The 24626-nt window shown below is 70.9% G+C and carries 24 protein-coding genes; 9 read left to right on the forward strand and 15 right to left on the reverse strand.

Translation table 11 applies throughout. The features are described from left to right. Positions 1–568: 568 nt before the first annotated feature. Complete coding sequence (locus K8556_RS31245; protein ID WP_223743761.1) at positions 569–2161, forward strand: sigma 54-interacting transcriptional regulator; 1593 nt, start codon at positions 569–571, stop codon at positions 2159–2161. A gap of 7 nt (positions 2162–2168) precedes the next feature. Here K8556_RS31245 and K8556_RS31250 read toward each other — a convergent pair whose 3' ends face one another. The 8 genes from K8556_RS31250 to K8556_RS31285 form a co-directional block, all read right to left on the reverse strand. After that, entirely contained in the window at positions 2169–2762 is a 594-nt protein-coding gene (locus K8556_RS31250; protein WP_223743762.1) for a hypothetical protein, read from the reverse strand. Between the two features lie 93 nt (positions 2763–2855). Beyond that, entirely contained in the window at positions 2856–4220 is a 1365-nt protein-coding gene (locus tag K8556_RS31255; protein WP_223743763.1) for a hypothetical protein, read from the reverse strand. Beyond that, positions 4217–5134: a biotin-dependent carboxyltransferase family protein gene (locus K8556_RS31260; RefSeq protein WP_223743764.1), complete on the reverse strand. Its 918-nt coding sequence runs from the start codon at positions 5132–5134 to the stop codon at positions 4217–4219. The genes K8556_RS31255 and K8556_RS31260 overlap by 4 nt, the downstream gene beginning before the upstream one ends. 315 nt (positions 5135–5449) lie before the next feature. Then, complete coding sequence (locus tag K8556_RS31265) at positions 5450–6739, reverse strand: LamB/YcsF family protein (protein WP_223743765.1); 1290 nt, start codon at positions 6737–6739, stop codon at positions 5450–5452. 27 nt (positions 6740–6766) lie between these two features. Then, on the reverse strand, positions 6767–7459 hold the full coding sequence (locus K8556_RS31270) for a histidine phosphatase family protein (RefSeq protein WP_223743766.1): 693 nt from the start codon (positions 7457–7459) through the stop codon (positions 6767–6769). A 1-nt stretch (position 7460) separates the two neighbouring features. Then, positions 7461–8540, reverse strand: coding sequence for a phosphotransferase family protein (locus K8556_RS31275; RefSeq protein ID WP_223743767.1), 1080 nt, complete (start codon positions 8538–8540; stop codon positions 7461–7463). 2 nt (positions 8541–8542) lie between these two features. Further along, on the reverse strand, positions 8543–9781 hold the full coding sequence (locus tag K8556_RS31280; RefSeq protein WP_223743768.1) for an acyl-CoA dehydrogenase family protein: 1239 nt from the start codon (positions 9779–9781) through the stop codon (positions 8543–8545). An 82-nt stretch (positions 9782–9863) separates the two neighbouring features. Continuing rightward, complete coding sequence (locus tag K8556_RS31285) at positions 9864–10586, reverse strand: TetR/AcrR family transcriptional regulator (protein ID WP_223743769.1); 723 nt, start codon at positions 10584–10586, stop codon at positions 9864–9866. A 133-nt stretch (positions 10587–10719) separates the two neighbouring features. Here K8556_RS31285 and K8556_RS31290 point away from each other — a divergent pair, with 133 nt between their 5' ends. Beyond that, complete coding sequence (locus K8556_RS31290; RefSeq protein WP_223743770.1) at positions 10720–11370, forward strand: hypothetical protein; 651 nt, start codon at positions 10720–10722, stop codon at positions 11368–11370. A 58-nt stretch (positions 11371–11428) separates the two neighbouring features. After that, the gene (locus tag K8556_RS31295) at positions 11429–12568 is read left to right on the forward strand and encodes an aminotransferase class V-fold PLP-dependent enzyme (protein WP_223743771.1); all 1140 of its coding nucleotides are present in this window, start codon (positions 11429–11431) and stop codon (positions 12566–12568) included. A 31-nt stretch (positions 12569–12599) separates the two neighbouring features. On the opposite strand, the gene cysK is transcribed toward K8556_RS31295, so the two are convergent. Both cysK and epsC read right to left on the reverse strand, forming a co-directional pair. Continuing rightward, positions 12600–13520 carry a cysteine synthase A gene (cysK, locus tag K8556_RS31300; RefSeq protein ID WP_223743772.1) on the reverse strand — a complete coding sequence of 307 codons (921 nt, stop codon included), beginning with the start codon at positions 13518–13520 and terminating at the stop codon, positions 12600–12602. Between the two features lie 43 nt (positions 13521–13563). Next, entirely contained in the window at positions 13564–14409 is an 846-nt protein-coding gene (epsC, locus tag K8556_RS31305; RefSeq protein WP_223743773.1) for a serine O-acetyltransferase EpsC, read from the reverse strand. Between the two features lie 224 nt (positions 14410–14633). On the opposite strand from epsC, the gene K8556_RS31310 reads away from it, so the two are divergent. Next, complete coding sequence (locus K8556_RS31310) at positions 14634–15482, forward strand: Fpg/Nei family DNA glycosylase (RefSeq protein ID WP_223743774.1); 849 nt, start codon at positions 14634–14636, stop codon at positions 15480–15482. A gap of 38 nt (positions 15483–15520) precedes the next feature. Next, positions 15521–17164 carry an AMP-binding protein gene (locus K8556_RS31315; protein ID WP_223743775.1) on the forward strand — a complete coding sequence of 548 codons (1644 nt, stop codon included), beginning with the start codon at positions 15521–15523 and terminating at the stop codon, positions 17162–17164. On the opposite strand, the gene K8556_RS31320 is transcribed toward K8556_RS31315, so the two are convergent. From K8556_RS31320 to K8556_RS39570, 5 genes are all read right to left on the reverse strand, one after another. Continuing rightward, complete coding sequence (locus K8556_RS31320; RefSeq protein WP_223743776.1) at positions 17151–17537, reverse strand: TfoX/Sxy family protein; 387 nt, start codon at positions 17535–17537, stop codon at positions 17151–17153. The genes K8556_RS31315 and K8556_RS31320 overlap by 14 nt on opposite strands. 58 nt (positions 17538–17595) lie before the next feature. Further along, complete coding sequence (locus K8556_RS31325; protein ID WP_223743777.1) at positions 17596–18171, reverse strand: imm11 family protein; 576 nt, start codon at positions 18169–18171, stop codon at positions 17596–17598. 10 nt (positions 18172–18181) lie between these two features. Next, entirely contained in the window at positions 18182–19513 is a 1332-nt protein-coding gene (locus K8556_RS31330) for an AHH domain-containing protein (RefSeq protein WP_223743778.1), read from the reverse strand. A gap of 7 nt (positions 19514–19520) precedes the next feature. Further along, positions 19521–20837, reverse strand: a complete 1317-nt coding sequence (locus tag K8556_RS31335; RefSeq protein WP_223743779.1) for a putative sensor domain DACNV-containing protein — start codon at positions 20835–20837, stop codon at positions 19521–19523. Positions 20838–20964: 127 nt separating this feature from the next. Then, positions 20965–21267: a hypothetical protein gene (locus K8556_RS39570; RefSeq protein WP_304504023.1), complete on the reverse strand. Its 303-nt coding sequence runs from the start codon at positions 21265–21267 to the stop codon at positions 20965–20967. Positions 21268–21460: 193 nt separating this feature from the next. On the opposite strand from K8556_RS39570, the gene K8556_RS31345 reads away from it, so the two are divergent. The 4 genes from K8556_RS31345 (at position 21461) to K8556_RS31360 (ending at position 24346) form a co-directional block, all read left to right on the forward strand. Then, on the forward strand, positions 21461–21934 hold the full coding sequence (locus K8556_RS31345; protein WP_223743780.1) for a YqaA family protein: 474 nt from the start codon (positions 21461–21463) through the stop codon (positions 21932–21934). Positions 21935–22113: 179 nt separating this feature from the next. Continuing rightward, the gene (locus tag K8556_RS31350) at positions 22114–23835 is read left to right on the forward strand and encodes a lamin tail domain-containing protein (protein ID WP_223743781.1); all 1722 of its coding nucleotides are present in this window, start codon (positions 22114–22116) and stop codon (positions 23833–23835) included. A gap of 101 nt (positions 23836–23936) precedes the next feature. Then, positions 23937–24119 (forward strand): glutathione S-transferase N-terminal domain-containing protein, encoded by a 183-nt coding sequence (locus K8556_RS31355; protein ID WP_223743782.1) that lies wholly within the window; start codon positions 23937–23939, stop codon positions 24117–24119. Positions 24120–24145: 26 nt separating this feature from the next. Further along, positions 24146–24346: a glutathione binding-like protein gene (locus tag K8556_RS31360; protein WP_370639992.1), complete on the forward strand. Its 201-nt coding sequence runs from the start codon at positions 24146–24148 to the stop codon at positions 24344–24346. The last annotated feature ends 280 nt before the right edge of the window (positions 24347–24626 follow it).

Genomic DNA, 24626 nt, shown 5'->3' on the forward strand with positions numbered 1-24626 from the left:
GCATGGCCAGACATGGATGTCTGGGTACACCCCGGCCCTCCGGGGCGGACGGTGCCGTCACGGCGGGGATGAATCAGCGGAGCAGTGTGGCTGTATGGGGTTGGGGCCCTGGCGCGCGCAAAGCCGCGTCAGCCCACCCGTTCTGGGAGGAGAAGGAGGGTCCTTGAGATGTCACCTGGAGCAGCGTCGGGGTTGAGACAGACATGCAACGGCATCCGCCCGCCGCCTGGAGCCACGGCTCCCGGACCCGACGTGCACGGATGTGTTACAAATTTATTTACTCATGAAATTGATGATGATTCTCAAAATCATGTACTGATGGGGCTGGAGTATCCGGATGATCCAATGCTTGTCAACAAGATGTTTTCCGGGGTTTGTCTTCTTATGCCGATACCTGGATGTAGCGGACGGGCTGGACCGCGTGTCTGTATCGGCCGGGCTGGGCAGGTGAGGGGGCACGCGGTCCCCGCCCTGGCCGCTGGTCCGGGCGTGGGGCTCCGGTGGTGGGCAACGAAATCCCGGTGCCGGGCGCACTGCAATTTCGGTGGTCCGCTATTATCGCTGGTCCATGGCGGATGAACTGATGGGGCGTCAGCCGGAGGTCTCGCAGGACGCCCGGGAGCTGGTCGAGCTGGCCACCACCGAGGAGGGGGTGGGCGAGCTGCTGCGCCGTGGGCTGGACTGGGTGTCGCGCGTGGTGCCCTTCGACCTGGCCACGCTGTTCCTCCTCAAGGAGGGGCGGCTGGAGGCGGTGGCGGCGCGGGGCCCGCTCGCCAACCAGGCGGTGCGCAAGCACTCGCTGCGGCTGGCGGACTTCCCGTCCCTGAAGCAGGCGCTGGAGACGCGGCGGGCGCGGGCCTTCACGGAGGAGGACCACTCGCACGGGGACGGCGACCCGTTCGACGGCGTGCTGGACCTGCCCTCGGGGCACTCGTGCATGGTGGTGCCGCTGTGCGCGGGGGAGCGCTGCTACGGCGTGCTGACGTTGGACCGCGTGCAGTGTGAGACGTACGCGCAGCCGGTGGTGGACCTGGTGGAGGTCTACGGCCAGATGCTGGCCACGGCGCTCCAGGGCGCGGAGCAGCGCGCCACGGCGGAGCGGCTGCACCGCCAGGACCATGAGCACGCGAAGCTGCTGGAGTCGCAGTTGGGCGGGGACTCGGAAGGCATCCTGGAGACGTCCTTGAGTCCGGTGATGCGCGACCTGTCCCGCCGCGCGCGGCAGGTGGCGGAGACGGACACGCCGGTGTTGATCACGGGCGAGACGGGCACGGGCAAGGAGCGGCTGGCGCGGGCCATCCACCGCTGGAGCGCGCGGGCGGATCAGCCCTTCGTGTCGCTCAACTGCGCGGCCATCCCGGCGGGCCTGCTGGAGAGCGAGCTGTTCGGCCACGTGAAGGGGGCCTTCACCGGCGCGAACCGCGACCGGGCGGGCCGCTTCCAGATGGCGCACGGAGGCACGCTGCTCCTGGACGAGATTGGCGAGCTGCCGGTGGAGCTGCAGGCGAAGCTGTTGCGCGCGCTCCAGGAGAAGACGTTCGAGCCGGTGGGCAGCGACAAGACGGTGCGGGCGGACGTGCGCATCCTCGCGGCGACGCACGTGGACCTGCACCAGGCCATCGCGCAGAAGCGCTTCCGCGAGGACCTCTTCTACCGGCTGAGCGTCTTCCCCTTGAGGCTGCCGCCCCTGCGCGAGCGGCGCGAGGACCTGCCGCAGCTCACCGTGTTCCTCCTGGAGGAGCAGGCGAAGCGCACGGGCCGGAGGGGCATGCGGGTGACGGCGTCAGGGCTGGCGCGGCTGGCGGCGTACGACTGGCCGGGCAACCTGCGCGAGCTGGCGAACGCGCTGGAGCGCGCCACCATCCTCACGCGCGGCCAGGAGCTGACGGCGCAGTCCTTCGACCTGCCGACCGGCGAGCGCGCGCGGGAGGCGCCGGCGGAGGAGACCCCGGCGCCGCTGCCCGCGGGGGCGAAGGTGCCCACGCTGGCGGCGGTGCAGCGCGAGCACATCCTGCGGGTGCTCGCGCTCACCCGGGGCCGCGTCTACGGTGAAGGCGGCGCGGCGGCGCTGCTGGGGCTCAAGCCGTCCACGCTGCAGAGCCGGATGAAGAAGCTGGGCATCGAGCGGCTGGAGGGCTTCACCGCCGTCGAGGACGCGTGACGCGGGCTCAGTGCCAGCGGCTGTCCTCGCGGGCCTCGCGGCGGTCCTCGCGCGTCTCCTGGCGGTTCTGCGCCGTCTCCGTGCGGGCCAACTGGACCAGGTCGGCCAGGAGCATGCGCTTGCGGGAGAGGCTGCCGCTGTCCAGCCGGCCGTAGAGGGCGTTGAGCTCCTGGGCGATGGAGCGCGTCTGGCGCAGGGCGCGGGACTCCTGGCGGGCGTCGCGCACGTCGTCGCGGTGGTCCTTGCGGTCGTCGTAGCGGTAGCCGTCGTGGCGGACCTCGCGGGCGCTGGCGCGCGCCTCCTGCTTGTCCTGGGCCAGCTCGCGGCGGGTCTCGTTCAGCTCGGACGCCACGTAGCGGCGCACGTCCTCTTCCACCTGGAGCAGGTCGCGGCGCGCCGCGCGGCCCCGGGCGGAGTCGTAGCGGGAGAGCAGCGACTCCACGTGGCGCAGGTCGTAGCGGTCATCCCGGGTCTCGCGCGCGTCCTGGCGCAGCTCCTGGCGGTCACGGACCTGCTCGCCGTGGTTGTTGCCGCGCGGGCCGTCCGCGTGGGCCAGGGCCGGGAGGGACAGCGCCATCGTTGCCAGCAGCCACTTCGACATGGGGGGCTCCTTCAAGTGCGTCGGATGCCCTGATGGACGTGGCTCGCCGCCGCGAATTCACGGCGGCGGAAGAGTCCCCGGTGGGAGCGCGGCCTACGACACCGCGGGTGCGGCCGGGCGCGGCGTGGAGGGCGCCACGGGGTAGTGGGCCTCCTTGCCGAAGGGCTGGTCGAACAGGTGCGGATCCGCCTGGCGCGAGCGGAACAGGTCCACGATGTAGTTCATCCGTTGGTCCAGCTTGCTCCAGTCCCTCGCGGCGGTGCCGGTGAGGCTGTCGGGCGTCTTGTCCAGCCGGCCCAGGAGCGCCTTCAGCTTCGGGTCCTCGAGGGTGCGCAGGTGCGGCGGGAAGAGCGTGGACTCCATGCCGGCGGGGGGCGGCAGGTCGTTGCCCAGCTTCAGCGCGCCGCCGGGCACCGCGAGCTTCATCATGTGCTCGGTGGCGATGCCCCGGAACACGCCGGCCAGCTTGTCCACCAGCGGGTTGACGACCAGGTCCACCGCGCCCGACTTGATGGCGGCCCTGGCGGCGAGGTTGGCGGGGAAGGGCAGCGCGTTGGCGCCCGCCTTGATGCTCTGCTTGAGGATGTTGGCGAAGACCTCCTTCACCGGGGCGTTGAGCGCCTTCTCCACGAAGCCCTGGAGCTGGGTCTGCTCGTGCAGGCCCACGGTGTCGTTGGCCCGGAGCATCAGCTCGGCCTTCGTGTTCGGGTCCTTCTCGAACATGGCCTGCGCGTAGGTGCCGAAGGCCTCCTTGAGCAGCGGCTTGTCCGCGGGGAAGCCGTCCAGGTACTGCTGGAGCTTCGCGGGGTCCAACTGCGTGTCGCCCTGGAAGGTCTCCACGAAGCGGGCGAACTCGTGGCCCACCTCGCGGAAGACGAACTGGTTGCCGTCGCCAATGGCCTTGCTGACGGTGTCGAGCGCGTCCGCGCCGGCCTTGGCGATGTCGCCGGTGGGCATGGCGGGCAGGCCCAGCTTGCGCAGGAGGTCGTCCACCCTGGACATGGCCTCGCCCACGACGCCGCCGCCCTTGAGGACGTCCACGAAGGCCTTGGGCATGTCCTCCTGGCGGATGCTCACGCCGGCCTGCTTCGAGGCCCAGGTGGCGAAGGTGGACCAGTTGGCGTTCTCCTTGCCCAGCAGGGTGCCCATGGCGTCGGACAGGTCGTGGTAGCCCTGGGTGATGGCCAGGTTGCGCGCGACGGGGTCCTGCATCGCGGCGATGTTCGCCACGTCCGCGGCGGTGGGGTAGCTGCCCGGAGTGGGGCGCGGGCCTCCCTGCTGGGGGGCGGCGGCGGGGGTGGACAGGGCCACCGGGGCCTTCCGGGCCTTGGATGACTCGAAGAGGGAGGTCCCCTGGCTGGCGCCGGGCTTCACCTCGTTGCGGGGGCGCGGCGGGAGGGCCGGCTCCGGCGTGCGGGGCGTGGCGGTGGGGCGCGGGCCGATCTTCGGAGGAGTCATGCCTCCAGTATCGGCCGGGACGGGGCCGAAGTTGCCCTGTCCGGCCGGGCAGGGTGGTTCCTCCAGGCGTCGCGAGCGACCTCCAGGGTCACGGCCTGGAAGCGCACCGGGGCGCCCGGACGGCGGGCTCCCAGGCGGCCCCAGTCCGCGCGGATGACGGCGGCGATGAGGGGGTAGCCCCCGGTGGTGGGGTGGTCCGGGCCCATCACGATGGGCGTGCCGGAGAGGGTGACCTGGATGGCGCCGCGCACCATGGGACGGCAGGTGCCCCCGCCCTCGTCGCCGTGGGGCACGGGAGGTCCGTCCAGCCGCTGGCCCACGCGGTCGCTGGAGGGCGACACGGTGAAGGTGCTGCCCAGGAGGAGCGCCACGGCCGCGTCGCTGAAGGAGGACGCATCCGGGCCCAGGAGCACGCGCAGCGGGGCCGCCGGGTCCAGGGCCTCCGTGAGACGTGACAGGTCGGCTGGGGAGGGGGCGGTGCCGGGAGGTCCCAGCGGGAGCCGGTCTCCGGTGCGCAGGGGGCGGCCTTCCCAGCCGCCCAGGCGGGCCACCCACAGCGTGCCCTGGCCACCGAGGACTTCAGGCACGGCGAGCGCGCCATCCACGGCCACGTAGCGCACGGCATGTCCGGTGGGCGCGGGCACGGTGAGCGTGGCGCCGTCCGCGAGGAGGCTGGGGGCTTCGCCATCCACGGACACGCGCACGTCGCGGCCCCGGGCGCGCAGCTCCAGCCGGCCGAAGGCCTCCAGCGCCGCGGCGCCAGGTGCGTTGCCCACCGCGCGGTTCGCCGCGATGAGCAGCTCCGGCACCCACGCGCCGCCGGGCGGCACGCCGTGATGCATGACGCCGGGCCGTCCACCGTCCTGCACGGTGGCGGGGGCACCCAGGCCGACGATCTCGATACAGGCGCTCATGGCTCTTCACCTCGCGCGGTCATCCCCAGGCCCTCGGGCAAGGCGGCAAACCGCACGAACCTGTCCGACAGTCGGACACGTTTCGAAGCCCGCGCCCCGGCCGGACAGCGGAAAGCTGTCCGACAGTCGGACAGGTTTCGAAGCCCGCGCCCCCGCCCCGGCCCGACAGAGGAAAGCTGTCCGACAGTCGGACAGGTTTCGAAGCCCGCGCCCCCGCCCGCGGACCCGCCTTGGATGAGGGAACTCCCTGCTGCCGTGCCATGGAAATCGGTCCGACAGTCGGACAGGTTTGGCGGCGCGTCGGGCGGAACGCCTTCATTCCTCCACCCGCTCGAAGCGCACGCGGGCTCCCAGTTGGAGCTGCGTGCCGCGCTGGGGGTCGAACGCGGTGAAGTCCAGCGCGGTGCCCACGAGGTTCCAGCCTCCCGGCGACGCGAACGGGTACACGCCCGTGCGCTGCCCGGCGATGCCCACCGCGAGCGCGGGCACCCGCGTGCGCGGCACCGGCAGGCGGGGACACGCGATGCTCGGATCCACGTCCCCCAGGTACGCGAAGCCCGGCAGGAAGCCCACGCAGCGCACCCGGTACTCGCGCGCCGTGTGACGCCGCACCACTTCGTCCACGGACAGGCCCGCGTGCTCCGCCACCTTCGCCAGGTCCTCGCCGTCGTAGCGCACGCGGATGCGGATGAGCGGGTGCTCCACGGGCGTGACCGGTGCCACGCGCAGCCGCGCCAGCACGAGCGCCGGGGACTCGGGCGGTGTCTCCGGGTCGAAGTACACGCAGGCGTGGGCCTCGGTGATGACCGCGTCCCGCACGCCCGGCAGCGCGGCCAGGGCTTCGCGTGCCAGACCCCGGTCCACCGTCTCCGGCAGCACCAGCCGCAGCGCGCTGTCCCCCAGCGGCTCCGGCGGCTGCTCCAGCGCGTCCAGCATCGCGCGCACCTCGCGGGCCAGCACCACCGCGCCCGGCGTGTCGCCGTGCACGCACAGCGTGTCCACCGCGCCGCCCGTGGCCAGCCGCACCGTGTTCTCGCGCGCCTGCCCCACGTCCGTCAGCACCGCGCCGGGCTGACCGCGCGGAATCAATGAACCGTCCGGCAACGTGCCCCGGTCCGCGAAGCCCTCGCGCGCATACCCGAGCCCCGCCGCCCGCGCCGCGTCCCTCAACGCGCCGGTGCCGGGCCCCACGAGCGTGACGTCCGTGCCCAGCGCCTCCACCACGCCGTCCACCACCGCGCGCGCGAGCGCCGGGGACTTGTTGGCCGCGTGGTACAGCGCCCCATGGGGCTTCGCATGCCGCACCGGCACGCCGCGCTCGCGGGCCAGCGCGGCAAGCTGTCCGCACTGCTGGGCCACCTGCGCGCGCAGCGCCTCCGGCGCCACGTCCAGCGCCTTGCGCCCGAAGTCCTCCCGGTCCGCGTAGGACGGGTGCGCGCCCGCCAGCGTGCCGTGGCGCTCGCACAGCTCCAGCGCCCGCCGCATGGACGCCGCATCCCCCGCGTGGCCTCCGCAGGCGATGTTCGCCAGGTGCGCGAGCGCGTAGAGCTGTTCGTCCTCCCCGGGCAGCTCCCCCAGGTCGATGTTGAGCAGGCACCGCGTCATGGGCTCACGCTACGCGAGCCCCCCACCTCAGCGGTAGGTGATGAGCGCGCGGTGTTCGCCTTCGAAGTGTCCGTGCTCGTTGAGCGTGGACAGATACCGGCCCCGCTCGCTGTAGATGACCTTCGTGACTCCACAGTTCGCCAGCGTCCAGTTCGTCCGGAACGCGTGCGCGTCCGGGATGCCCAGCAGGTCCTGGCTGATGGCCGTGATGGGGCCGCCGGAAGTGAACACCAGCGCCGTCCTGGAGGGTCCCAGCGAAGCGATGAGCGCCGCGAGCGCCTCCAGGCAGCGCGCCTTGAACGCGCTCCAGGGCTCCCGGTACTCGCTGTCATGCCCGCCCGCGACCCAGCGCCCCACGGCCTGGGTGAACAGGTCCTGGTACGCGCGGCGCGGGTCCTTCATCGCGGCCAGCTCCTCGCGCAGCACGGCGAAGTCCGCGTAGCGCGGCGTGTGCCGGTGCACGACCTCCTCGTGGTCGAACTCGTTGAAGCCCGGCGTGCGCACGGGCTCCACCTCCAGGCCCAGCGCCTGGAGGCACGCGTCCGCTGTCTCGCGGTGGCGCAGCATCGTGCCCGTCACCACGGCGTCCACCTTCGGCAGCCGCGCGCGCAGCGCTTCGCCCAGGACGCGCGCCTGCTGCACGCCCACGTCCGACAGCTTGTCGTAGTCCCGCGCGCCGAAGGACGCCTGGCCGTGGCGGATGAAGTAGAGCGCGCCCACCTCAGCCCCCCGCCTTCTTGATGAGCTGCCGGCAGCGGTAGGCCAGATAGTTGACGATGAGCCAGTAGTTCTTGAACGCCGGGTTGCGCGTCTGCTTGTGGTGGTAGCGGTAATAGATCTGCTGCGCGATGACCGCGAGCCGGAACACGCCGTAGACCTCGTAGAAGGTCCAGTTGTCGGGCTTCAGGCCGGTGCGCTCCAGGTAGTATGCGACCACCTCCTCGCGCGTGAGCATGCCGGGCAGGTCCGTGGGCTGCCGGCGCGTCATGCGCAGGAAGGCGTCGTCATCCGCCTGGACCCAGTAGGCCAGCGTGTTGCCCAGGTCCATCAGCGGGTCGCCCAGCGTGGCCATCTCCCAGTCCAGCACCCCGATGACCTGCGTGGGGTCCTCCGGCTTGAGCACCACGTTGTCGAAGCGCCAGTCGTTGTGGATGACGCACGTCTTGATGTCCGGCGGCACGTGCGCGGCCAGCCACTCGCGCGTGCGCTTCATGCGGGGCACGTTCCAGGTGCGCGCCTTCTCGTAGCGGTCGGACCAGCCGGAGATCTGCCGCTGTGGATAGCCCGGCCCCTTGCCCAGCGACTGGAGCCCCACCGCCTGCGCGTCCACGCCGTGCAGCGCGATGAGCTGATCCACCACGTTGAGGCACAGTTGGCGCGTGCGGGCCTTGTCCAGCTCCAACCCCTTGGGCAGGTGCTTGCGCGGGATGAGGCCGGGGATGCGCTCCATCACGTAGAACTCCGCGCCCAGCACGGCCGGGTCCTGGCACAGCCCCACCATGGTGGGCACCACCGGGTACACGGGCTTGAGCGCCTGCTGCACCGTGTACTCGCGCGCCATGTCGTGCGCGGACTTCGCCTTGGTGCCCGAGGGCGGCCTGCGCAGGATGAGGTCGCGGTTCTCGTACTTGAGCCGGTAGGTCCAGTTGGAGGCGCCGCCCGTGTACTGCGTCACCTCCGGCGTGCCCTGGAGCGAGGGCACCTGGGCCTTCAGCCACGCGTCCACCGCGGGCACGTCCAGCGCCTCGCCGGAGCGCACGGCCTTGCCCTCGTCCAGGGGGATGGAGACCGGAGCCGTCATGTTCAACCTCCCTTGCTGAAGCCGCGCTTCGCGAGCTCGATGCGGGTGATGACGCCCTTGTGCACCTCGTCCGGGCCGTCCGCGATGCGCAGGCTGCGCGCCTGGGCGAAGAAGCCCGCCAGCGGCGTGTCGCGCGACACGCCCGCGCCGCCGTGCAACTGGATGGCGTCGTCCACCACCTTCTGGAGCACGTTGGGCGCCACGACCTTGATGGCGGAAATCTCCGTCATCGCGCCCAGCGCGCCCACGTCATCCAGCTTCCACGCCGCGTACAGCGTGAGCAGGCGCGCCTGGTCGATGGCGATGCGCGCCTCCGCCACGCGCTCGCGGTTGCCGCCCAGGTTGAGCAGCGGCTTGCCGAACGCGGTGCGGTCCATGCCCCGGTCGATCATCAGCTCCAGCGCCCGCTCCGCCGCGCCAATACAGCGCATGCAGTGGTGGATGCGGCCCGGCCCCAGGCGGCCCTGCGCGATTTCAAAGCCCATGCCCGGCCCGGAGATGAGCGCGGACACCGGCAGCCGCACATTGTGGAAGTGCACCTCGCCGTGGCCGTGCGGGGCGTCATGGTCGCCGTACACGGGCAGCATGCGGATGATTTCGACGCCCGACGCGTCCATGGGCACCAGGACCATGGAGTGCTGGTGGTGGCGGTCCGCGCCCGCCTGCGCCGTGCGGCCCATGAAGATGGCCACCTTCGCGTTGGGGTGCCCCAGCCCACTGGACCACCACTTCCTGCCGTTGAGCACCACGTGGTCGCCGTCCACCTCGGCGGTGGCCTGCATGTTGGTGGCGTCCGACGACGCGGCGTCCGGCTCCGTCATGCAGAACACGGAGCGGATGTCGCCCGCGAGCAGCGGCTTCAGCCACTGCTCCTGCTGCTCCGGGGAGCCGTAGCGCCAGAGCACCTCCATGTTGCCGGTGTCCGGGGCGCTGCAGTTGAAGACCTCCGGCGCCATGAAGCTGCGGCCCATGGCTTCCGCGAGCGGCGCGTACTCCAGCGTGCTCAGCCCCGCGCCCAGCTTCGCGTCCGGGAGGAAGAGGTTCCACAGCCCTGCCGCCTTCGCGCGGGCCTTGAGCTCCGCCATCACCGGCGGCACCTTCCACTGGCGCCAATCCCCACCGGCCTCCATCGCGTGCAGTGCCCGGAGGTACTCGCCCTCCACCGGCTCGATGTGGTCAGCCATGAAGCGCTTCACGCGCTCCAGGTATTCGGTCGTCCTGGCGGAAGGCTGGAAGTCCATGCGGGGCATCCTGCGCCCCGCCGGGTTGGTGAAGCCACTGAATGTTGAACGTCTGTTCTGGGGCTGGCGCTGGCCGCTGCCTTCAGCGGCGGCGCGGGCCCGGGGCCTTGCGCGGCGTGCGCGGCGCGCGCGCCCCACGCCGGCCCTGGGCCTTCGGCTTGCGCGCGGGCGGGCGGGGCGAGGGGGACTGCTCGATGCTCGCGAGGATGATCCGCCGCAGGAGCGCGTACACGGGCAGCGGGTCGAAGCTCTTGTCCAACTGGTGGTGCAGCGCGAGCCCGTCCACGCACGCCTTGATGATGACCGCGTAGTGCCCGTCCTCCGCGGAGGGGGCCGTGGCGTGGCCCGCGCGGAACTGCGCCACGGTGCGGGCGATCTCCCCGTCGCCCTGGCTCAGCAACTGCGCGACGGCGGGCGTCAGGTCGCGGTTGCGCAGGCCCAGCGCGAAGAGCTCGTAACGCAGCCGGCACGTGCCCGGCGCGTCCGTGGCCAGCTTCTCGCCCCAGGCGAAGGCCGTCTCCGCCAGCTCCTCCGCGGGCGTCTGCGCGCGCAGCCGCTCCAGCTCCGACATGTACTGGCGGCTCGCCTCCTGCGTGACGGCCAGCAGCAGCGCGTCCTTGCTGCCGAAGTAGTAGTGCACCAGGCCCTGGTTCACCCCCGCCTCGCGCGCCACCTCCTTCACCGTCGCGGCGTCGTAGCCCCTTTCGCCCAGCACGCGCTGGCCGGCGGCGATGAGGCGCGCCCGGGCGTCAGGCTCCGGAGCGCTGGGGGGAGGCGGCGTCTTGCCACGGCGGGGGGATGGCATCCCAGACCCATAGGGCACCGCCTCCCACCCCCGCAAGGCCGGCGACCGCTCGTCGCCTTGACATCCCGCGTCGTCAGTCTTAGTTAGTTGTGTGACTAAATTAGTCGTCCGGCTAAACCGAAGGAGACGGGCCATGCGAGTCGAGTCCAAGCGGTCGATGCAGTGGGTGAAGGCGGTGGCGGTGGGTGCGGCGTTGGTGGCGGTGCCGGCGATGGCCCAGGACATGGCGTCCTCGTCCACGGGGCAGGAGCAGCAGCGGCGCGGGGCGTTCCTGCTGGAGCTGCAGCCGCCCGCGCTGGACGGCTCGCTGTACGGCCTCCGGGCGGAGGTCGCGCCGTCGCGGGACTCGCGGCTGGCGTTCGGCATCCTGGGGCGCGCGGGCGGGTGGAACCGGTCGCTGGGCGCGAAGGCGCGCTTCACCAACGTGGGCGGCAGCGACGTGAAGCTCAACTTCGGCGTGGGCGTGGACAGCCGCTACACGCTGGCCTTCCTGGCGGACGGCACGGTGCGCCCGTTCGTCGGGATGACGCTGGGCCTGGAGGAGTTCGTCGCGCGCCCGGGCGGCGCGGCGATGCCGGACCGCAAGGACTACACGACGACGGCCTTCCTGGAGCCCACGCTGGGCGTGATGTGGCGGCCGGGCTCCGGGCGCGTGGGCCTGTCGGCGCGGGCCGGCCCGGGCTTCACCTTCACGGACGTGCGCGAGCTCCAGGTGGGCAACAGCAACCTGGGCCTGCGCACGGTGTACCCCACGGCGTCGCTGGGCCTGCTGGTCGTCCTGTAGTCGACGGGGCTCGCGGAGCGTGCCGTGCGCGGTGGAGAGGTGGCTACACTCGCCCCCCATGAGCTCCCCGTTCGAGTCCTACCGCGCCGAGTTCCCCGTCCTGAAGGAGCAGCTCTACCTCAACCACGCCGGGGTCGCGCCCACCAGCACGCGCGCCGCCGCCGCGGTGAAGGCCTGGATGGACGACGTGGTGAACCACGGCGTCCTCCATGAGCGCGGCTGGGAGGCGCAGAGCGAGAAGGTGCGCGGGCTCGCCGCGCGCATCATCGGCGCGTCCCCGGAGGAGATCGCCTTCGTGCGCAACACCAGCCACGGCCTGGGGCTGGTGGCGGAGGGGCTGGACTGGCAACCCGGGGACGAGGTCGCCGTCGCCACGGGCTTGGAGTACCCCTCCAACGTCTACCCGTGGCTGCACTTGAAGCACCGGGGCGTGGAGGTCCGTGAGATTCCCACGCCGAACGGAGGCGTGACGCCGGAGGCCGTGGCGTCCGTGCTCACCTCGCGCACGCGGCTGGTGGCGGTGTCGTCCGTGCAGTTCGCCACCGGCCACCGCACGGACCTGGATGCGCTGGGCGAGCTGTGTGAGCGCTCGGGCGTGCTCCTGTGCGTGGACGGCATCCAGAGCGTGGGCTGCATCCCGGTGGACGTGAAGAGGAGCCGCGCGCACTTCCTCAGCGCGGACAGCCACAAGTGGATGCTGGGCATCTCCGGCATCGGCTTCCTGTACGTGGCGAAGGACGTGCTGCCGCGCGTGCGGCCCGCGCTGGTGGGCTGGCGCAGCACCACCGACGCGTGGAACTTCAACCGCTCGCACTTCGAGCTGCGCGCGGACGCGGCGAAGTTCGAGGAGGGCAGCGCCGCGTACCCCGGCATCTACGCGATGGGCGCCGCGCTGGAGCTGCTCCTGGAGGTGGGGACGGACGCCATCGGCGCGCGCATTGGCGAGCTGCTGGCCCGGCTGGACCTGGGCCTGCGCGGCCTGGGCTGCGACGTGGGCCCCGAGCCGAGGGACCGCGCGGGCATCCTCACCTTCCTGCCGCCGGGCGCGAACGTCCGGGCGCTCAGCGCGTACCTGGCGGAGCAGAAGGTGTCCCACTCCGTCCGGCGCGGGCGCATCCGCCTGTCGCCGCACTTCTACAACACGCACGAGGAGATGGACCGGCTGGTGGAGCTGGTGCGCGCGTACCGGCCCGGGTGAACTCCTCCCGGACCGGGATGCGCGAAGAGGGCTACTGCGCCGGGAAGAGGTTCTCCACGGAGAGGTAGCGCTCGCCGGTGTCGTAGCAGAAGGCGAGCACGCGGCTGCCGTCCGGCATCTCCGCCAGCTTCTGGTTCACCGCGGACAGCGAGGCGCCGGAGGACACGCCCACGAAGATGCCCTCCTCGCGCGCGGCGCGGCGGGCGAACTCGAAGGCGTCCTTCTCATCCACCTGGATGGCGCCGTCGATGCTCTGCACGTGCAGGTTCTTCGGGATGAAGCCCGCGCCGATGCCCTGGATGGGGTGCGGGCCCGGCTGGCCGCCGCTGATGACGGGGGACTTCACCGGCTCCACCGCGAACACCTTCAGCTTGGGCCACTTCGCCTTGAGGACCTCGGCGCACGCGGTGATGTGGCCGCCGGTGCCCACGCCCGTGATGAGGTAGTCCAGCCCGTCCGGGAAGTCGTTGAGGATCTCCTGCGCGGTGGTGCGCTTGTGGATCTCGATGTTGGACTCGTTCTCGAACTGCTGGGGCATCCACGCGTTGGGCGTCTGCGCGACCAGCTCCTGGGCGCGGGCGATGGCGCCCTTCATGCCCTTGGCGCGCTCCGTCAGGTCGAACTGGGCGCCGTAGGCGGCGAGCACGCGGCGGCGCTCGATGCTCATGGACTCCGGCATCACCAGGATGAGCTTGTAGCCCTTCACCGCGGCCACCATGGCCAGGCCGATGCCGGTGTTGCCGCTCGTCGGCTCGATGATGACGCTGCCTTCCTTGAGCAGGCCCTTCTTCTCCGCGTCTTCAATCATCGCCAGGCCGATGCGGTCCTTGATGCTGCCGCCCGGGTTGGCGCGCTCCAGCTTCAGGTGCACCGTCACGCGCGACGGGTACAGCCGGTTGATGCGCACGTGCGGCGTGTTGCCAATGGTCTGCAGGATGTTGTCGACCTTCATGGCGTCTCCTGTGAATGGGAACGGGCACTGCGTGGGGAAAGACTCAGATGTGGTAGTCGAGGACGTCCAGGCCCTCTTCGCCGTGGCGCGCGCGCACCTCGCTGCGGCGGGTGACGACGGACTGGGCGGGCACGCTCTGCGTGAGCCACGCGTTGCCGGCGATGATGCTGCCCTTGCCCACCACGGTGCCGCCTCCGAGGATGGTGGCGTTCGCGTACACCACGACGTCGTCCTCGATGGTGGGGTGGCGCTTCCGGTCCGCCAGGGCCTTCTCCACCATCAGCGCGCCCAGCGTGACGCCCTGGTAGAGCTTCACGTTGTCGCCAATCACCGTCGTCTCGCCGATGACCAGGCCCGTGCCGTGGTCGATGACGAACCTGCGGCCGATGGTGGCGCCCGGGTGGATGTCCACGCCGGTGCGCTGGTGGGCGTACTCGGTGAGCAGGCGCGGCAGCAGGGGGAAGTTCAGCCGGTGCAGCGCGTTCGCCACGCGGTAGATGGCGATGGCGTAGAAGCCCGGGTAGGTGAGGACGACCTCGTCCACGCTGCGCGCGGCGGGGTCCGCCTCGAAGATGGCGCGCGCGTCCTGCTGGAGCCACTCATAGAGGTCCGGCAGCTTCGCCATGAAGCGCGAGGACATGCCCGCGTCCGTGACGGGGTAGTGCGGCGCGAGCAGGGACTGGATGCGCTGGAGGCTCGCCTCCACCGCGGTGACGTCCCGGCGCACGGCGGCGGCGTTGCACTCCAGCCGCTCCGCGAAGTGCGGGAAGAGCAGCCCCAGCACCTGTGAGACGAACTCCGGCGCGGCCTTGCGCACGTCCGGGGGGAAGCAGTGGCGCTGACGCGCCTCCAGCAGGGTGGCAACCAGTCGGGCGTTCGGATCGTCCATGGGGCGTTGCGTCAGGATAGCGTGCCGTGCCGGCGTTTTCCTTGTTTCCGGCGTTCGAGCGGCAGATGGCGGAGGGGATGGTCTTTTTCCGGCGTCCCGGGGCGTAGCGACCGGGTTCTGGACGTGGATGCCGCCGGAGGGAAAACGTCGCGGCCGTCTGGACGTCCAGGGGGCAGGGCGCTGTGCGGCTCGGCGGCGAGGGGCGGCGGGGATTACCCAGGGGGATGCCTGAAGGTCACAGCATCCACCGGGTCGCCCGGGTCCACCGCCGCTGGCTGGTGGGGCGGCGTTTCACGGCCGACTCGCCGCAGGGCCGGGGCGAGGTGGCGCGGGGGCTGTCCGGGCGGACGTTGCTGAACGTGGACGCGCACGGCAAGCACCTGTTCCACACGTTCGATGGGGACGTGCGGCTGCACATCCACCTGGGGCTCTTCGGGCGCATCCGCCACTTCCGGCGGGACGCGCCGGAGCCGTCCACGGCGTGCCGGCTGCGGCTGGCTTCGGAAGGGGCGACGCTGCACCTGTCCGGCCCGTCCGCGTGCGAGCTGCTGTCGCTGGAGGAGGAGGCCGCGCTGCGCGCCAGGCTGGGGGAGGATCCGCTGCACATGGATGCGTCACCGGACCGGGCGTATGCGCGGCTGACGCGGGGGCGCATGCCGCTGGCGCAGGCGCTCCTGGACCAGGGGCGCATCGCGGGCGTGGGGAACATCGTCCGGGCGGAGGCGCTGTTCGTCGCGGGCCTGCCGCCGCTGTTGCCCGCGTGCGAGCTGGAGCGCGATGCGTTCGACCAGTTGTGGGCCGTGATGCGGGCGCTGCTCCAGGATGGCGTGCGGGACGGGCTCATCGTCACGCCGGGAGCGCCGCCGCTGCCGTCACCCGGCCGCAAGCGGGCGGAGCGCTTCTGCGTGTACAGCCGCGCGGGCCTGCCGTGTCCTCGCTGCGGTGGGAAGGTGACGGGGCAGGTGCTGGCGGCACGCACGCTCTACTTCTGCGCTGCGTGCCAGGGCGTGGACCGCGTGCGGCGGTCGCGCCGTGGAGACGAGCGGACAGCCAGAGGCCCTGCTCCACGCTGACGCTTGCCGACCCGGGGCCCCCTGGGGACGATGGGGGAATGACGACCGCCCTGTCCTATGCCCATGGCACCAGCACCACCCCGCTGCTGGGGGAGACCATCGGTCAGAACCTGCGCCGCACCGTCGAACGTTACGGCGACCGCGAGGCGCTGGTGGTGGCCTCGCAGAACTACCGCGTCACCTGGCGGCAGTTCTGGGACGCGACCACGGCGGTGGCCAAGGGGCTCTTGGCGCTGGGCATCCAGAAGGGGGACCGGGTGGGGCTCTGGTCGCCCAACCGCTTCGAGTGGACCGTGTCGCAGTACGCGCTCGCGCGCACGGGCGCCATCCTGGTCAACCTGAACCCCGCCTACCGCACGTCGGAGCTGGAGTACGCGCTCAACCAGGCGGGCGTGAGCGTGCTGCTCCTGGCGAAGGGCTTCCGGCAGACGGACTACACGCGGATGCTGGCGGAGGTGCGGCCCCGGTGCCCGGGCCTGCGCGAGGCGCTGGTGCTGGACTCGGATTGGGAGCGGCTGGTGGAGGGCGGCGCGAGCATTGGCGACGACGTGCTGGAGGCGCGGGAGCTGTCGCTCCAGTTCGATGACCCCATCAACATCCAGTACACGTCCGGCACCACGGGCTTCCCGAAGGGCGCGACGCTGTCTCACCACAACGTGCTCAACAACGGCTTCTTCGTGGGCGAGGTGCTGCGCTACGGGCCGGAGGACCGCGTGTGCATCCCGGTGCCGTTCTACCACTGCTTCGGCATGGTGATGGGCAACCTGGCCTGCACGTCGCACGGCTCCGCCATGGTGATTCCGGGCGAGGCGTTCGACCCGCTGGCGGTGCTCCAGACGGTGCAGGCCGAGCGCTGCACGTCCCTCTACGGCGTGCCCACGATGTTCATCGCGGAGCTGGACCACCCGCGCTTCGGCGAGTTCGACCTGCGCAGCTTGCGCACCGGCATCATGGCGGGCTCGCCGTGTCCGGTGGAGGTGATGAAGCAGGTGCAGTCGCGGATGCACATGGGAGAGGTCACCATCTGCTACGGCATGACGGAGACGTCGCCCGTGTCCACGCAGAACCCGCTGGACGACACGCTGGAGAAGCGCGTGGCCACGGTGGGGCGCGTGCACCCGCACCTGGAGGTGAAGGTGGTGGATCCGGATTCCGGCGCGGTGGTGCCGCTGGGGCAGCCGGGGGAGCTGTGCACGCGGGGCTACAGCGTGATGCTCGGGTACTGGGACAACGCGGAGGCCACGGCGGCGGCCATCGACCGGGCGGGGTGGATGCACACCGGTGACCTGGCGACCATGGACGCGGAGGGCTACGTCAAGATCGTCGGCCGCATCAAGGACATGATCATCCGGGGCGGGGAGAACGTGTATCCGCGTGAGGTGGAGGAGTTCCTGCACACGCACCCGGAGATCTCCGAGGCGCAGGTCATCGGCGTGCCCAGCGTGAGGTACGGCGAGGAGGTGATGGCGTGGGTGCGCCTGAAGTCCGGTGCGGCGCTCACGGCGGAGACGCTGACGGCCTTCTGCACCGGCCGCATCTCCACGTTCAAGATTCCCCGCCACTGGAAGTTCGTGGACAGCTTCCCGATGACCGTCACCGGCAAGGTGCAGAAGTTCCGCATGCGAGAGCTCTCCATCACCGAGCTGGGGCTCGGTGAGGTGGCCCGCATCAAGACCGCTTGACGGGCTTCTTCTTCGCGGCGGGCTTCTTCTTCGCGGCCTTCTTCATCGCGGCGCGGTTGGCGGCGTCCACGGCGCGGCGGGCCCAGGGCAGCAGCCGGCGGCTGTCGTCCTCGGCGTCCGCGGGGGGCGTCCAGTAGCTCATGGGCTGTTCCCGGCCCCGGCTCTGGTAGATGAAGGGCCGGCAGCCTTCGGCCTCGAAGTCGGGGCGGGTGACCTCGTCCGTCTTCAGGTAGAGCTGGCCCTGGAGGATGAGGCCGAACATCCGGCCGCCGAAGTACAGGCCCCAGCCGCCGAACATCGACCGGGCGTGCACCGGGCCCAGGGGCCTCAGCAGTTCGACCGTGTACTCCATGAAGCTGTCCGAGCGGGGCATGGGGGAAGTCCTCCAGGCCGTGAACTCTAGCGACCCGGGCCTGTGGCGTGCGGGGGCATTACACCTCCGTGAAGTGCATGCCGGTGGCGCCGGTGGCCTCCAGCGCCGTCTTGATGTCCTCGGAGACGATCAGCGCGATGGACCAACCCCAGGTCCGGAAGACCCTGGCGTCACCCACTTTCGATGCGTCGATGCGCATCCCCACGACGGAGTAGTACTGGCCTGTCTTTTCAGGCTGCTTGTGCTTGATGGGGTCCCAGTACTCCACTTCCCGGGAGGCCTCGTCGTCGATGCAGTGGATCAGCCGGGTGGCGACGAGCATGTTGAACTGTTCGGGATGGCCAGGGATGTCCACCGCGAACAGTTGGACATCCTCAGGTGCAAGCTGCGCGAACACGGTGGCCAGCCTCACGTGGAGGATGGGCGTGCTGCCGATACCTGCTTCGGAGTAGTCCAACGGCCTTCCCGGCTCATCGATGGGAAACCGGAGGAGACCAGGGGACTGGATGGGCCTCCCCGCACTGAACATCCACGGGTCCTCGACCTCCACGGACTCTTCATCGATGGGATCGCCCAGATACCAGCGTCCCGGGGCGTAGACGTCTTCTGACAATCTGAAGTAACGGGCGGTCATGGTCGTGTGGTCAGCGGCCCCGGGTCAGCAGACGATTGAGTTCCGTGCCATGGGTTCTGGCCTGCTCGCCAAGGATCCTGAGGGCATCGGTCAGGGCTTCGCGGCATGCCTCCACGCTCCGACATCCGGAGGTCACCTGCCTCAACCTGTCATAGACGAGTTGATGGTACTCGGCGGGGTGAGGGCCCCGGTGGCCTGGGACCTCGACGATGTTCTCCGGGTCCTTCAGCTCCATTCCGGCCCGCTTGAAGATGCGCCGGAAGAGTGGGGTCCAGGGCCCGCCATTCTTCGCGGACTTCTCATTGCGGATGGTGGCCAGGTGGTGACGCTGGGGCTTGCCGGGCCGGGATGACATGGCCACCGCGTTGGGGGCCAGCGCGAGGGTGAAGCCGTCAGCCGTCATGGCCACGGAGCGCACACCCGCGAGGGACATGAACTGGAGGCCCGCCTGCGTCTCTACCGCGACTGCGGCCTGGGCGGAGCCGGGCAGGGTGGGGGCCTTCATCGCGAGCCCCGCGGTGTTGCCAATCGCCGCCGTGGCCAGCATGACGAAGACGCGCGCGGCGTTCCTGCCCAGCACGCCTCCGTAGGCTTCGCCCGCGTCGCGCACCTGGAGGAAGGTGGTGGCCTGGTCCACGTGGCGCACCAGCGTCAGCCAGCCGTCCAGGAGGGTCCACACGGTGTCCACGCCCAGATAGGCGATGGCCGTCGCCGTCAAAAGCGCCGAGATGCCTTTCGACACCGGCTCCGGCATGGCCCACAGCAGCAGGTACATCGTCACGGCGGACGTCATCGTGGCCATGACGGCCTGGGGGCTGGCCATGCCCTCCAGGGCTTCGGCCGTCTCGTTCCAGACGGAGTCCATCGCGATGGCCATGGCCAGCGCATAGCGGCCGTCGCTGCCCAGCAAGGGGCCTTCCTCCAGCAGGCGCAGGCAGTCTCCGGGTTGCTTGCGCTTCTTGCCGCACCACTGCCGGTAGCCGCGCGTCAGGTCGTCCGACGCATCCAGGAGCCGCAGCTCCCGCGCCTCTTCTTCACCCAGAGGGACAATCCGACGGCTTCGCTCGCGGAAGCCGAAGAGGCCGCTGCGCTCCGGCAGGCCGAACAATGAGCGTGCTTGCCGCAGCGGGTGGGCGAAGGGCCGCACGTCCCTGGCGAGCGTCCTCACCGCTGCCTTGAACTCGTCCTCCTCCAGCCGGGCCTCGGAGGGGGACGCGTCTTTCTCCTCCCGGGGCGTGACGACAACCCTGTCGCCACCATCGACCTCCAGGCGCACGACCCGCGTCGTCGCGCAGCCCGACAGGAGCAGTCCCAGCAGCAGCACCCAGCCCAGCCGCTTCATTCCGGCCTCAGTCCTCCGTCAGCAGGAGGCTCCAGAGCAGCACCTTCTTCTTGCCGGGGGGCCGGTGCAGGCAGCGGAGCGGGCCGTCCTGGGACGCCACGAACACGATGGCTCCGGAGTGCTGGTTGGCGAAGACGGCCGCGGCGCGGTGGCGCGAGCCGTGCTGATGGATGGGGTAGTGCGGCCCGGGACGCCCCTGGAGCGTGCGCGCCTCGAAGACCTGCGGCGGCCCGCTTCGCGGGAGCGCGATCTGATACCCCGCGCAGAGCACCTCCAGCTCCGGCCCCAACACCAGCGCGTTGTCCACCGCCGTGAACTGCCCGATGCTCTCCACCAACGCCTGGAAGTCGCTCTCCGTCACCTTGTCGTCGTGCTCGGCGGCGGCCTTCTTCAACTCCGGATCCTCTTCCTCCTCCGCCGCCTTGCCGGCCTCCGCCTGCCAGGCGCCGTTGATGAGGTCCGCCCGCGCCTGCACGAAGCGCTGCAACCGCTGGCGCAACAGCGAGCCCTGCTCCGGCGGCAGGACGTACTTGCCTCGCGAGCGGAAGCGCTCCACGTCATGCTGCTTGGGCAGGAACGCGATGAGCCCTCCGTGGTGCAGCCCCGCCATCCTCCGGATGAGCCCCTGCACCGCGTTGGACACGTACCACTCGCGGTTGCCGCCCATCAGCGGCTGCACCTTGGGCAGGGACTCCACCAGCGTGGAGCACATCTCCATCAGCGCCGCGCGCACCGCGCTGTCCTCGTGGAAGAGCAGGTCGTGCAACGCCACGCGCCGGCCCGGCGGCACCGGCGCGCCCTGCTCGTAGCGGAAGACCTCGCGCCCCTGCGTGCTCACCACCAGGTGGCCCGGCTCCGGCGCGTGCAGGATGAAGACGTCCTCCTCGCCCTCGGCGTGGAACTCCGTGTACTCCACCCGGCGCGCCAGCCCCTGGATGCGCAGCTTCCCCTCGCGCGGCCCCACCACCACCGCCGTGCGCGGCAGGTTCGCCGCGGGCGCCAGCTTCACCAGCGCCTCCACGCTGAAGTCGGTGATGCTCGACTTGGGCTCCAGCGGCAGCGTCTCCCACGCCTGACGCTTGCCCTTCTGTCCGCCGATGTAGACCGTCTCGCGCACCGCCTGCAGGCCCTGCAACCCCTGCGCGTGGTAGGCGATGCGCACGCGCGTGGCCTCTCCCTCCTCCCGGCCCAGGCTCGCGAAGAACACCGTGTCCGCCAGCACGACCAGCAGCTTCAACGTCGGCTCGGCGAGCGGCGTCTTGGCGAACTGCCGGAGCCACCCGCGCAGGGCCTCTCCGGGATATTGCAGGCCGGGTTCATCCATCGGGCGGGCAGCATAATCACGGCGCCGTGTTTCCCGGTGGAAGTCGCTCGCGCGCCGCGATGCGGCGTCGGGTTCCCACCGTGCGCCCGGCCTGTAGCACCGGCGTCACGGCCACGCGCAAGGCGCCTCACTCCTCGATGGGCGGTTGGAGCGTGCCGAACCGCTCCAGGCCCTGGTCCAGCGCGGAGCGCACCGCGTGGAGCAGGGCCCCGTCCGACAGCCGCCGCACCAGGACGAGGCCGGACGCCACATGGGACGGCGCGCCTCCCAGCCGTGCCTCCAGCGCCTCCAGGGTGAGCACGGTGAGCACGAAGGTGCGCCCGTCGCGCAGCCGCACCACCAGGTCCCGGGAGCCCTCGAAGTGCAGCGCCGGGGGCTCCGCCACCAGCAGGGAGGCGATCCGCTCGTCCTCCGTGTCGATGGACCGCATGCCTGAGCGTTCGCGCGTCGAGCGTCGCATGGCGGGGAGGATGGGGCCCCCCACCCGCGCCTACAACCCCTGCCCCTGGGAAGGCCGCGGGGCCGGACAGCCTCCGGCCCCGGGGGGCAGGATGGCGGGCAAGGGAGCGCCGACGCCATGCGAGACGAACGCCCCGTGCCGGGTGTATGGCCCCAGGCCTCCCATGCCCGCCGAGCCGTCCACCCTGTCCACCTGGGGCCTCCCCGGGATGTTCTTCGTCGCCATGCTGGCGGGCTCCGTGGTGCCGGTGCCCTCCGAGGCGATGCTCGCCGCCCTCATCTACAACGGCACGCCGCCGGTGATGGCCACCGTGGTGGCCACCGTGGGCAACGTGCTGGGCGCGGTGACGCTCTACATCCTGGGCCAGTGGGTGTCGCGCGGCGGGGGCGGGGCCGTGGGCCGCTGGGTGTCGCGCCGCCGGGAGAAGGAAGGCCCCCGCATGGCGCGCGTGGAGGCGAACCTGCGCACCTGGGGCGCTCCCGCCCTGCTCATGTCCTGGCTGCCCATCCTGGGGGACGCGTTCGTGCTCGCGGGCGGCTTCGTGGGCGTGCGCCCCTTGCCCTTCGTCGTCTTCGTCGCCCTGGGCAAGGGCCTGCGCTACGCCTTCGTCGCGCTGTCCACCACGGCCGCCATGTAACAATGCGTAACATTGCGCGTCCCCGGCGGGGGGGATGCGCCGCTCACGCAACGTTTCAAGGAATGTGACGGATAAACGGCGGTGGCGTCGTGTACGCGGAATACTGCGTCCGCGGCGCTGCCGTGACGTCCCTGAACCTCTACGGCTTCCGGGTTACTCCGGGAGCAGGATGAAACATCGTGAGCCTGAAACAAGACCTCTTCCGGCGGCCTGCCGCCTCCTGGCGTACGTGGTCCTTCACGCTGGTGTGCGCGGCGCTGAGCGCGTGCGGTGGTTCCGTGGAGGCGGACGCGGAGCAGACGGCCCCGGAGCTCGTCGCGCGCGAGGACTCGCTGGCGAACGTGCGGCTGCGCCTGATGGCGGCCAACCTGAGCAGCGGCAATGGGCAGGACTACGACCCGGGCCACGGCATCCGCATCTTCCAGGGCACGGACGCGGACATCGTGATGATCCAGGAGTTCAACTACAAGACGGACTCCGCGGCGGACATCCGCGCCTTCGTGGACACGGCCTTCGGCACGGGCTTCTCCTACTACCGCGAGTCCGGCGCGCAGATTCCCAACGGCATCATCAGCCGCTACCCCATCATCGCCTCCGGCGAGTGGGACGACACGCAGGTGTCCAACCGCGACTTCGCGTGGGCGCGCATCGACATCCCGGGCCCCAAGGACCTGTGGGCCATCAGCGTGCACCTGCTGACGACCAGCTCCAGCGTCCGCAACACGGAAGCGACCAACCTGGTGAAGTTCATCAACGCCAACGTGCCCGCGAGCGACTACCTGGTCATCGGCGGTGACTTCAACACCGGCAGCCGCAGCGAGGCGACCTTCAGCACCTTCTCCAGCGTGGTGTCCACGGCGTCGCCGTACCCGGCGGACCGCAACGGCAACACCAACACCAACGCGGGCCGCAGCTCGCCGTACGACCACGTGCTGGTGGACAGCGACCTGCGCGCGTACCAGACGGCGGTCGTCATCGGCTCCAGCAGCTTCGCCGGTGGCCTGGTGGCGGACACGCGCGTGTACTCGCCCATCTCCGAAATCTCTCCGGCGCTGTCGGGCGACAGCGGCGCGTCCGGCATGCAGCACATGGGCGTCATCAAGGACTTCCTCATCCCGGGGGATGTGACGACGGCCTCCACCGTGACGGTGCTGTCGCCCAACGGCGGTGAGAGCTGGACGGCCGGCTCGGCGCGCACCATCACCTGGAGCTCGTCCGGCGTCTCCAACGTGAAGGTGGAGTACTCGCTGAACGGCTCCACCTGGACCACCATCACGTCCAGCACGGGCGCGTCCGGCGGCAGCGTGGCGTGGACGGTGCCCTCCAGCGCCACCACCAACGCGTGGGTGCGGGTGAGCGACGCGAGCGACGCCACCGTCACCGACCTGTCCAACGCGGCCTTCACCATCACCACGGGCGGCACCGGCGGCACGGGCAACGTGTTCATCAACGAGGTGCTCATCAACGAGCCCGGCTCGGACGTGAACGGCGAGTTCGTGGAGTTGGTCAACAGCGGCACGGCGGCGGTGGACCTGAGCGGCTGGACGGTGTCGGACGGCACGGCCGTGCGCCACACCTTCGCCAGCGGCACCTCGGTGGCGGCGGGCAAGGCGGTGGTGGTGTTCGGCGGCGCGTCCGGCATCCCGGCCGGCACTCCCGGCGCGGTGGCCGCGTCCACGGGGTCGCTGGTCCTGGGCAACAGCGGTGACACCGTCACGGTGAAGAACAGCGCCGGCACGGTGGTGGACACGGCCACGTTCGGCTCGGCGCTCGCGAGCACGGACGGCGTGTCCGCCAACCGCAGCCCGGATGCGTCCTCCACGGCCAGCTTCGTGCTGCACACGAGCGTGTCCGGCCTGAGCAGCTCTCCCGGCAAGCTCGCCAGCGGCGCCGCGTTCTAGGTGCTGAACACCGCTCCTCCGGACCTGCATCGTCCGGAGGAGCGACCTGGGAGCGTGTGCCCGCGCACGTCCCGCTTCCGGACGCGAGGAGCCCTCCCATCATGCTGAAGGTCCATCACCTCTCCGAGTCCCGCTCGCAGCGCATCCTCTGGCTCCTGGAGGAGCTGGGGCTCGACTACGAGGTCGTCCGCTACGAGCGCGACCCGAAGACGGGCTTCGCCCCGCCGGAGCTCAAGGCCGTCCACCCGCTGGGCAAGTCAAGCCGCGCATCGACTCCGAGCTGAAGAACCACCTGGGCTACCTGGAGGGCGTGCTCCAGGGCCGCGAGTACCTGGTGGGCAACGCGCTGACGGGCGCGGACATCCAGCTCTCCTTCGTGCTGGAGGCCGCGAAGTCCTTCCGGCTGCTGTCGGAGCTGCCGAACCTCACGGCCTACCTCGACCGGCTCCACGCGCGCCCCGCGTACCAGCGGGCCCTGGAGCGGGGTGGGCCCTACAAGATGGGCCGCTGAAAGGGCGGTGGAGTGCCGGCGCCAGGTTCAGGGGGCCAGGGCCGAGGGCGCCCGCTGGGCGCGCTGGCCGGAAACCTGTCCGACAGTCGGACAGGTTTTCAAGACATGGCGCCCGAGGCCGGGCTCCTGGAGGTGTCGTGGACGGGAGGCCCTCGCCGTCACAGCCTGTCCACGGGCAGGGGCACCCGCTGGGCAGGTCGTCTCAAAACCTGTCCGACAGGAGGTCTGCGCGGAATAGCGAGGCCAGTTGGCCGGCTGCCAAGCGACAAGGGGGACAGGA

It is taken from the genome of Corallococcus sp. AS-1-12, assembly GCF_020036995.1.
In the GTDB taxonomy this organism is placed as follows: domain Bacteria; phylum Myxococcota; class Myxococcia; order Myxococcales; family Myxococcaceae; genus Corallococcus.

Bases quoted from the DNA above. Each gene is read 5' to 3' on its own strand.
- K8556_RS31245 (WP_223743761.1), top strand. From the start codon at position 569: ATGGCGGATGAACTGATGGGGCGTCAGCCGGAGGTCTCGCAGGACGCC.
- K8556_RS31250 (WP_223743762.1), bottom strand. From the start codon at position 2,762: ATGTCGAAGTGGCTGCTGGCAACGATGGCGCTGTCCCTCCCGGCCCTG.
- K8556_RS31255 (WP_223743763.1), bottom strand. From the start codon at position 4,220: ATGACTCCTCCGAAGATCGGCCCGCGCCCCACCGCCACGCCCCGCACG.
- K8556_RS31260 (WP_223743764.1), bottom strand. From the start codon at position 5,134: ATGAGCGCCTGTATCGAGATCGTCGGCCTGGGTGCCCCCGCCACCGTG.
- K8556_RS31265 (WP_223743765.1), bottom strand. From the start codon at position 6,739: ATGACGCGGTGCCTGCTCAACATCGACCTGGGGGAGCTGCCCGGGGAG.
- K8556_RS31275 (WP_223743767.1), bottom strand. From the start codon at position 8,540: ATGACGGCTCCGGTCTCCATCCCCCTGGACGAGGGCAAGGCCGTGCGC.
- K8556_RS31280 (WP_223743768.1), bottom strand. From the start codon at position 9,781: ATGGACTTCCAGCCTTCCGCCAGGACGACCGAATACCTGGAGCGCGTG.
- K8556_RS31285 (WP_223743769.1), bottom strand. From the start codon at position 10,586: ATGCCATCCCCCCGCCGTGGCAAGACGCCGCCTCCCCCCAGCGCTCCG.
- K8556_RS31290 (WP_223743770.1), top strand. From the start codon at position 10,720: ATGCGAGTCGAGTCCAAGCGGTCGATGCAGTGGGTGAAGGCGGTGGCG.
- K8556_RS31295 (WP_223743771.1), top strand. From the start codon at position 11,429: ATGAGCTCCCCGTTCGAGTCCTACCGCGCCGAGTTCCCCGTCCTGAAG.
- cysK (WP_223743772.1), bottom strand. From the start codon at position 13,520: ATGAAGGTCGACAACATCCTGCAGACCATTGGCAACACGCCGCACGTG.
- epsC (WP_223743773.1), bottom strand. From the start codon at position 14,409: ATGGACGATCCGAACGCCCGACTGGTTGCCACCCTGCTGGAGGCGCGT.
- K8556_RS31310 (WP_223743774.1), top strand. From the start codon at position 14,634: ATGCCTGAAGGTCACAGCATCCACCGGGTCGCCCGGGTCCACCGCCGC.
- K8556_RS31315 (WP_223743775.1), top strand. From the start codon at position 15,521: ATGACGACCGCCCTGTCCTATGCCCATGGCACCAGCACCACCCCGCTG.
- K8556_RS31320 (WP_223743776.1), bottom strand. From the start codon at position 17,537: ATGCCCCGCTCGGACAGCTTCATGGAGTACACGGTCGAACTGCTGAGG.
- K8556_RS31325 (WP_223743777.1), bottom strand. From the start codon at position 18,171: ATGACCGCCCGTTACTTCAGATTGTCAGAAGACGTCTACGCCCCGGGA.
- K8556_RS31330 (WP_223743778.1), bottom strand. From the start codon at position 19,513: ATGAAGCGGCTGGGCTGGGTGCTGCTGCTGGGACTGCTCCTGTCGGGC.
- K8556_RS31335 (WP_223743779.1), bottom strand. From the start codon at position 20,837: ATGGATGAACCCGGCCTGCAATATCCCGGAGAGGCCCTGCGCGGGTGG.
- K8556_RS39570 (WP_304504023.1), bottom strand. From the start codon at position 21,267: ATGCGGTCCATCGACACGGAGGACGAGCGGATCGCCTCCCTGCTGGTG.
- K8556_RS31345 (WP_223743780.1), top strand. From the start codon at position 21,461: ATGCCCGCCGAGCCGTCCACCCTGTCCACCTGGGGCCTCCCCGGGATG.
- K8556_RS31355 (WP_223743782.1), top strand. From the start codon at position 23,937: ATGCTGAAGGTCCATCACCTCTCCGAGTCCCGCTCGCAGCGCATCCTC.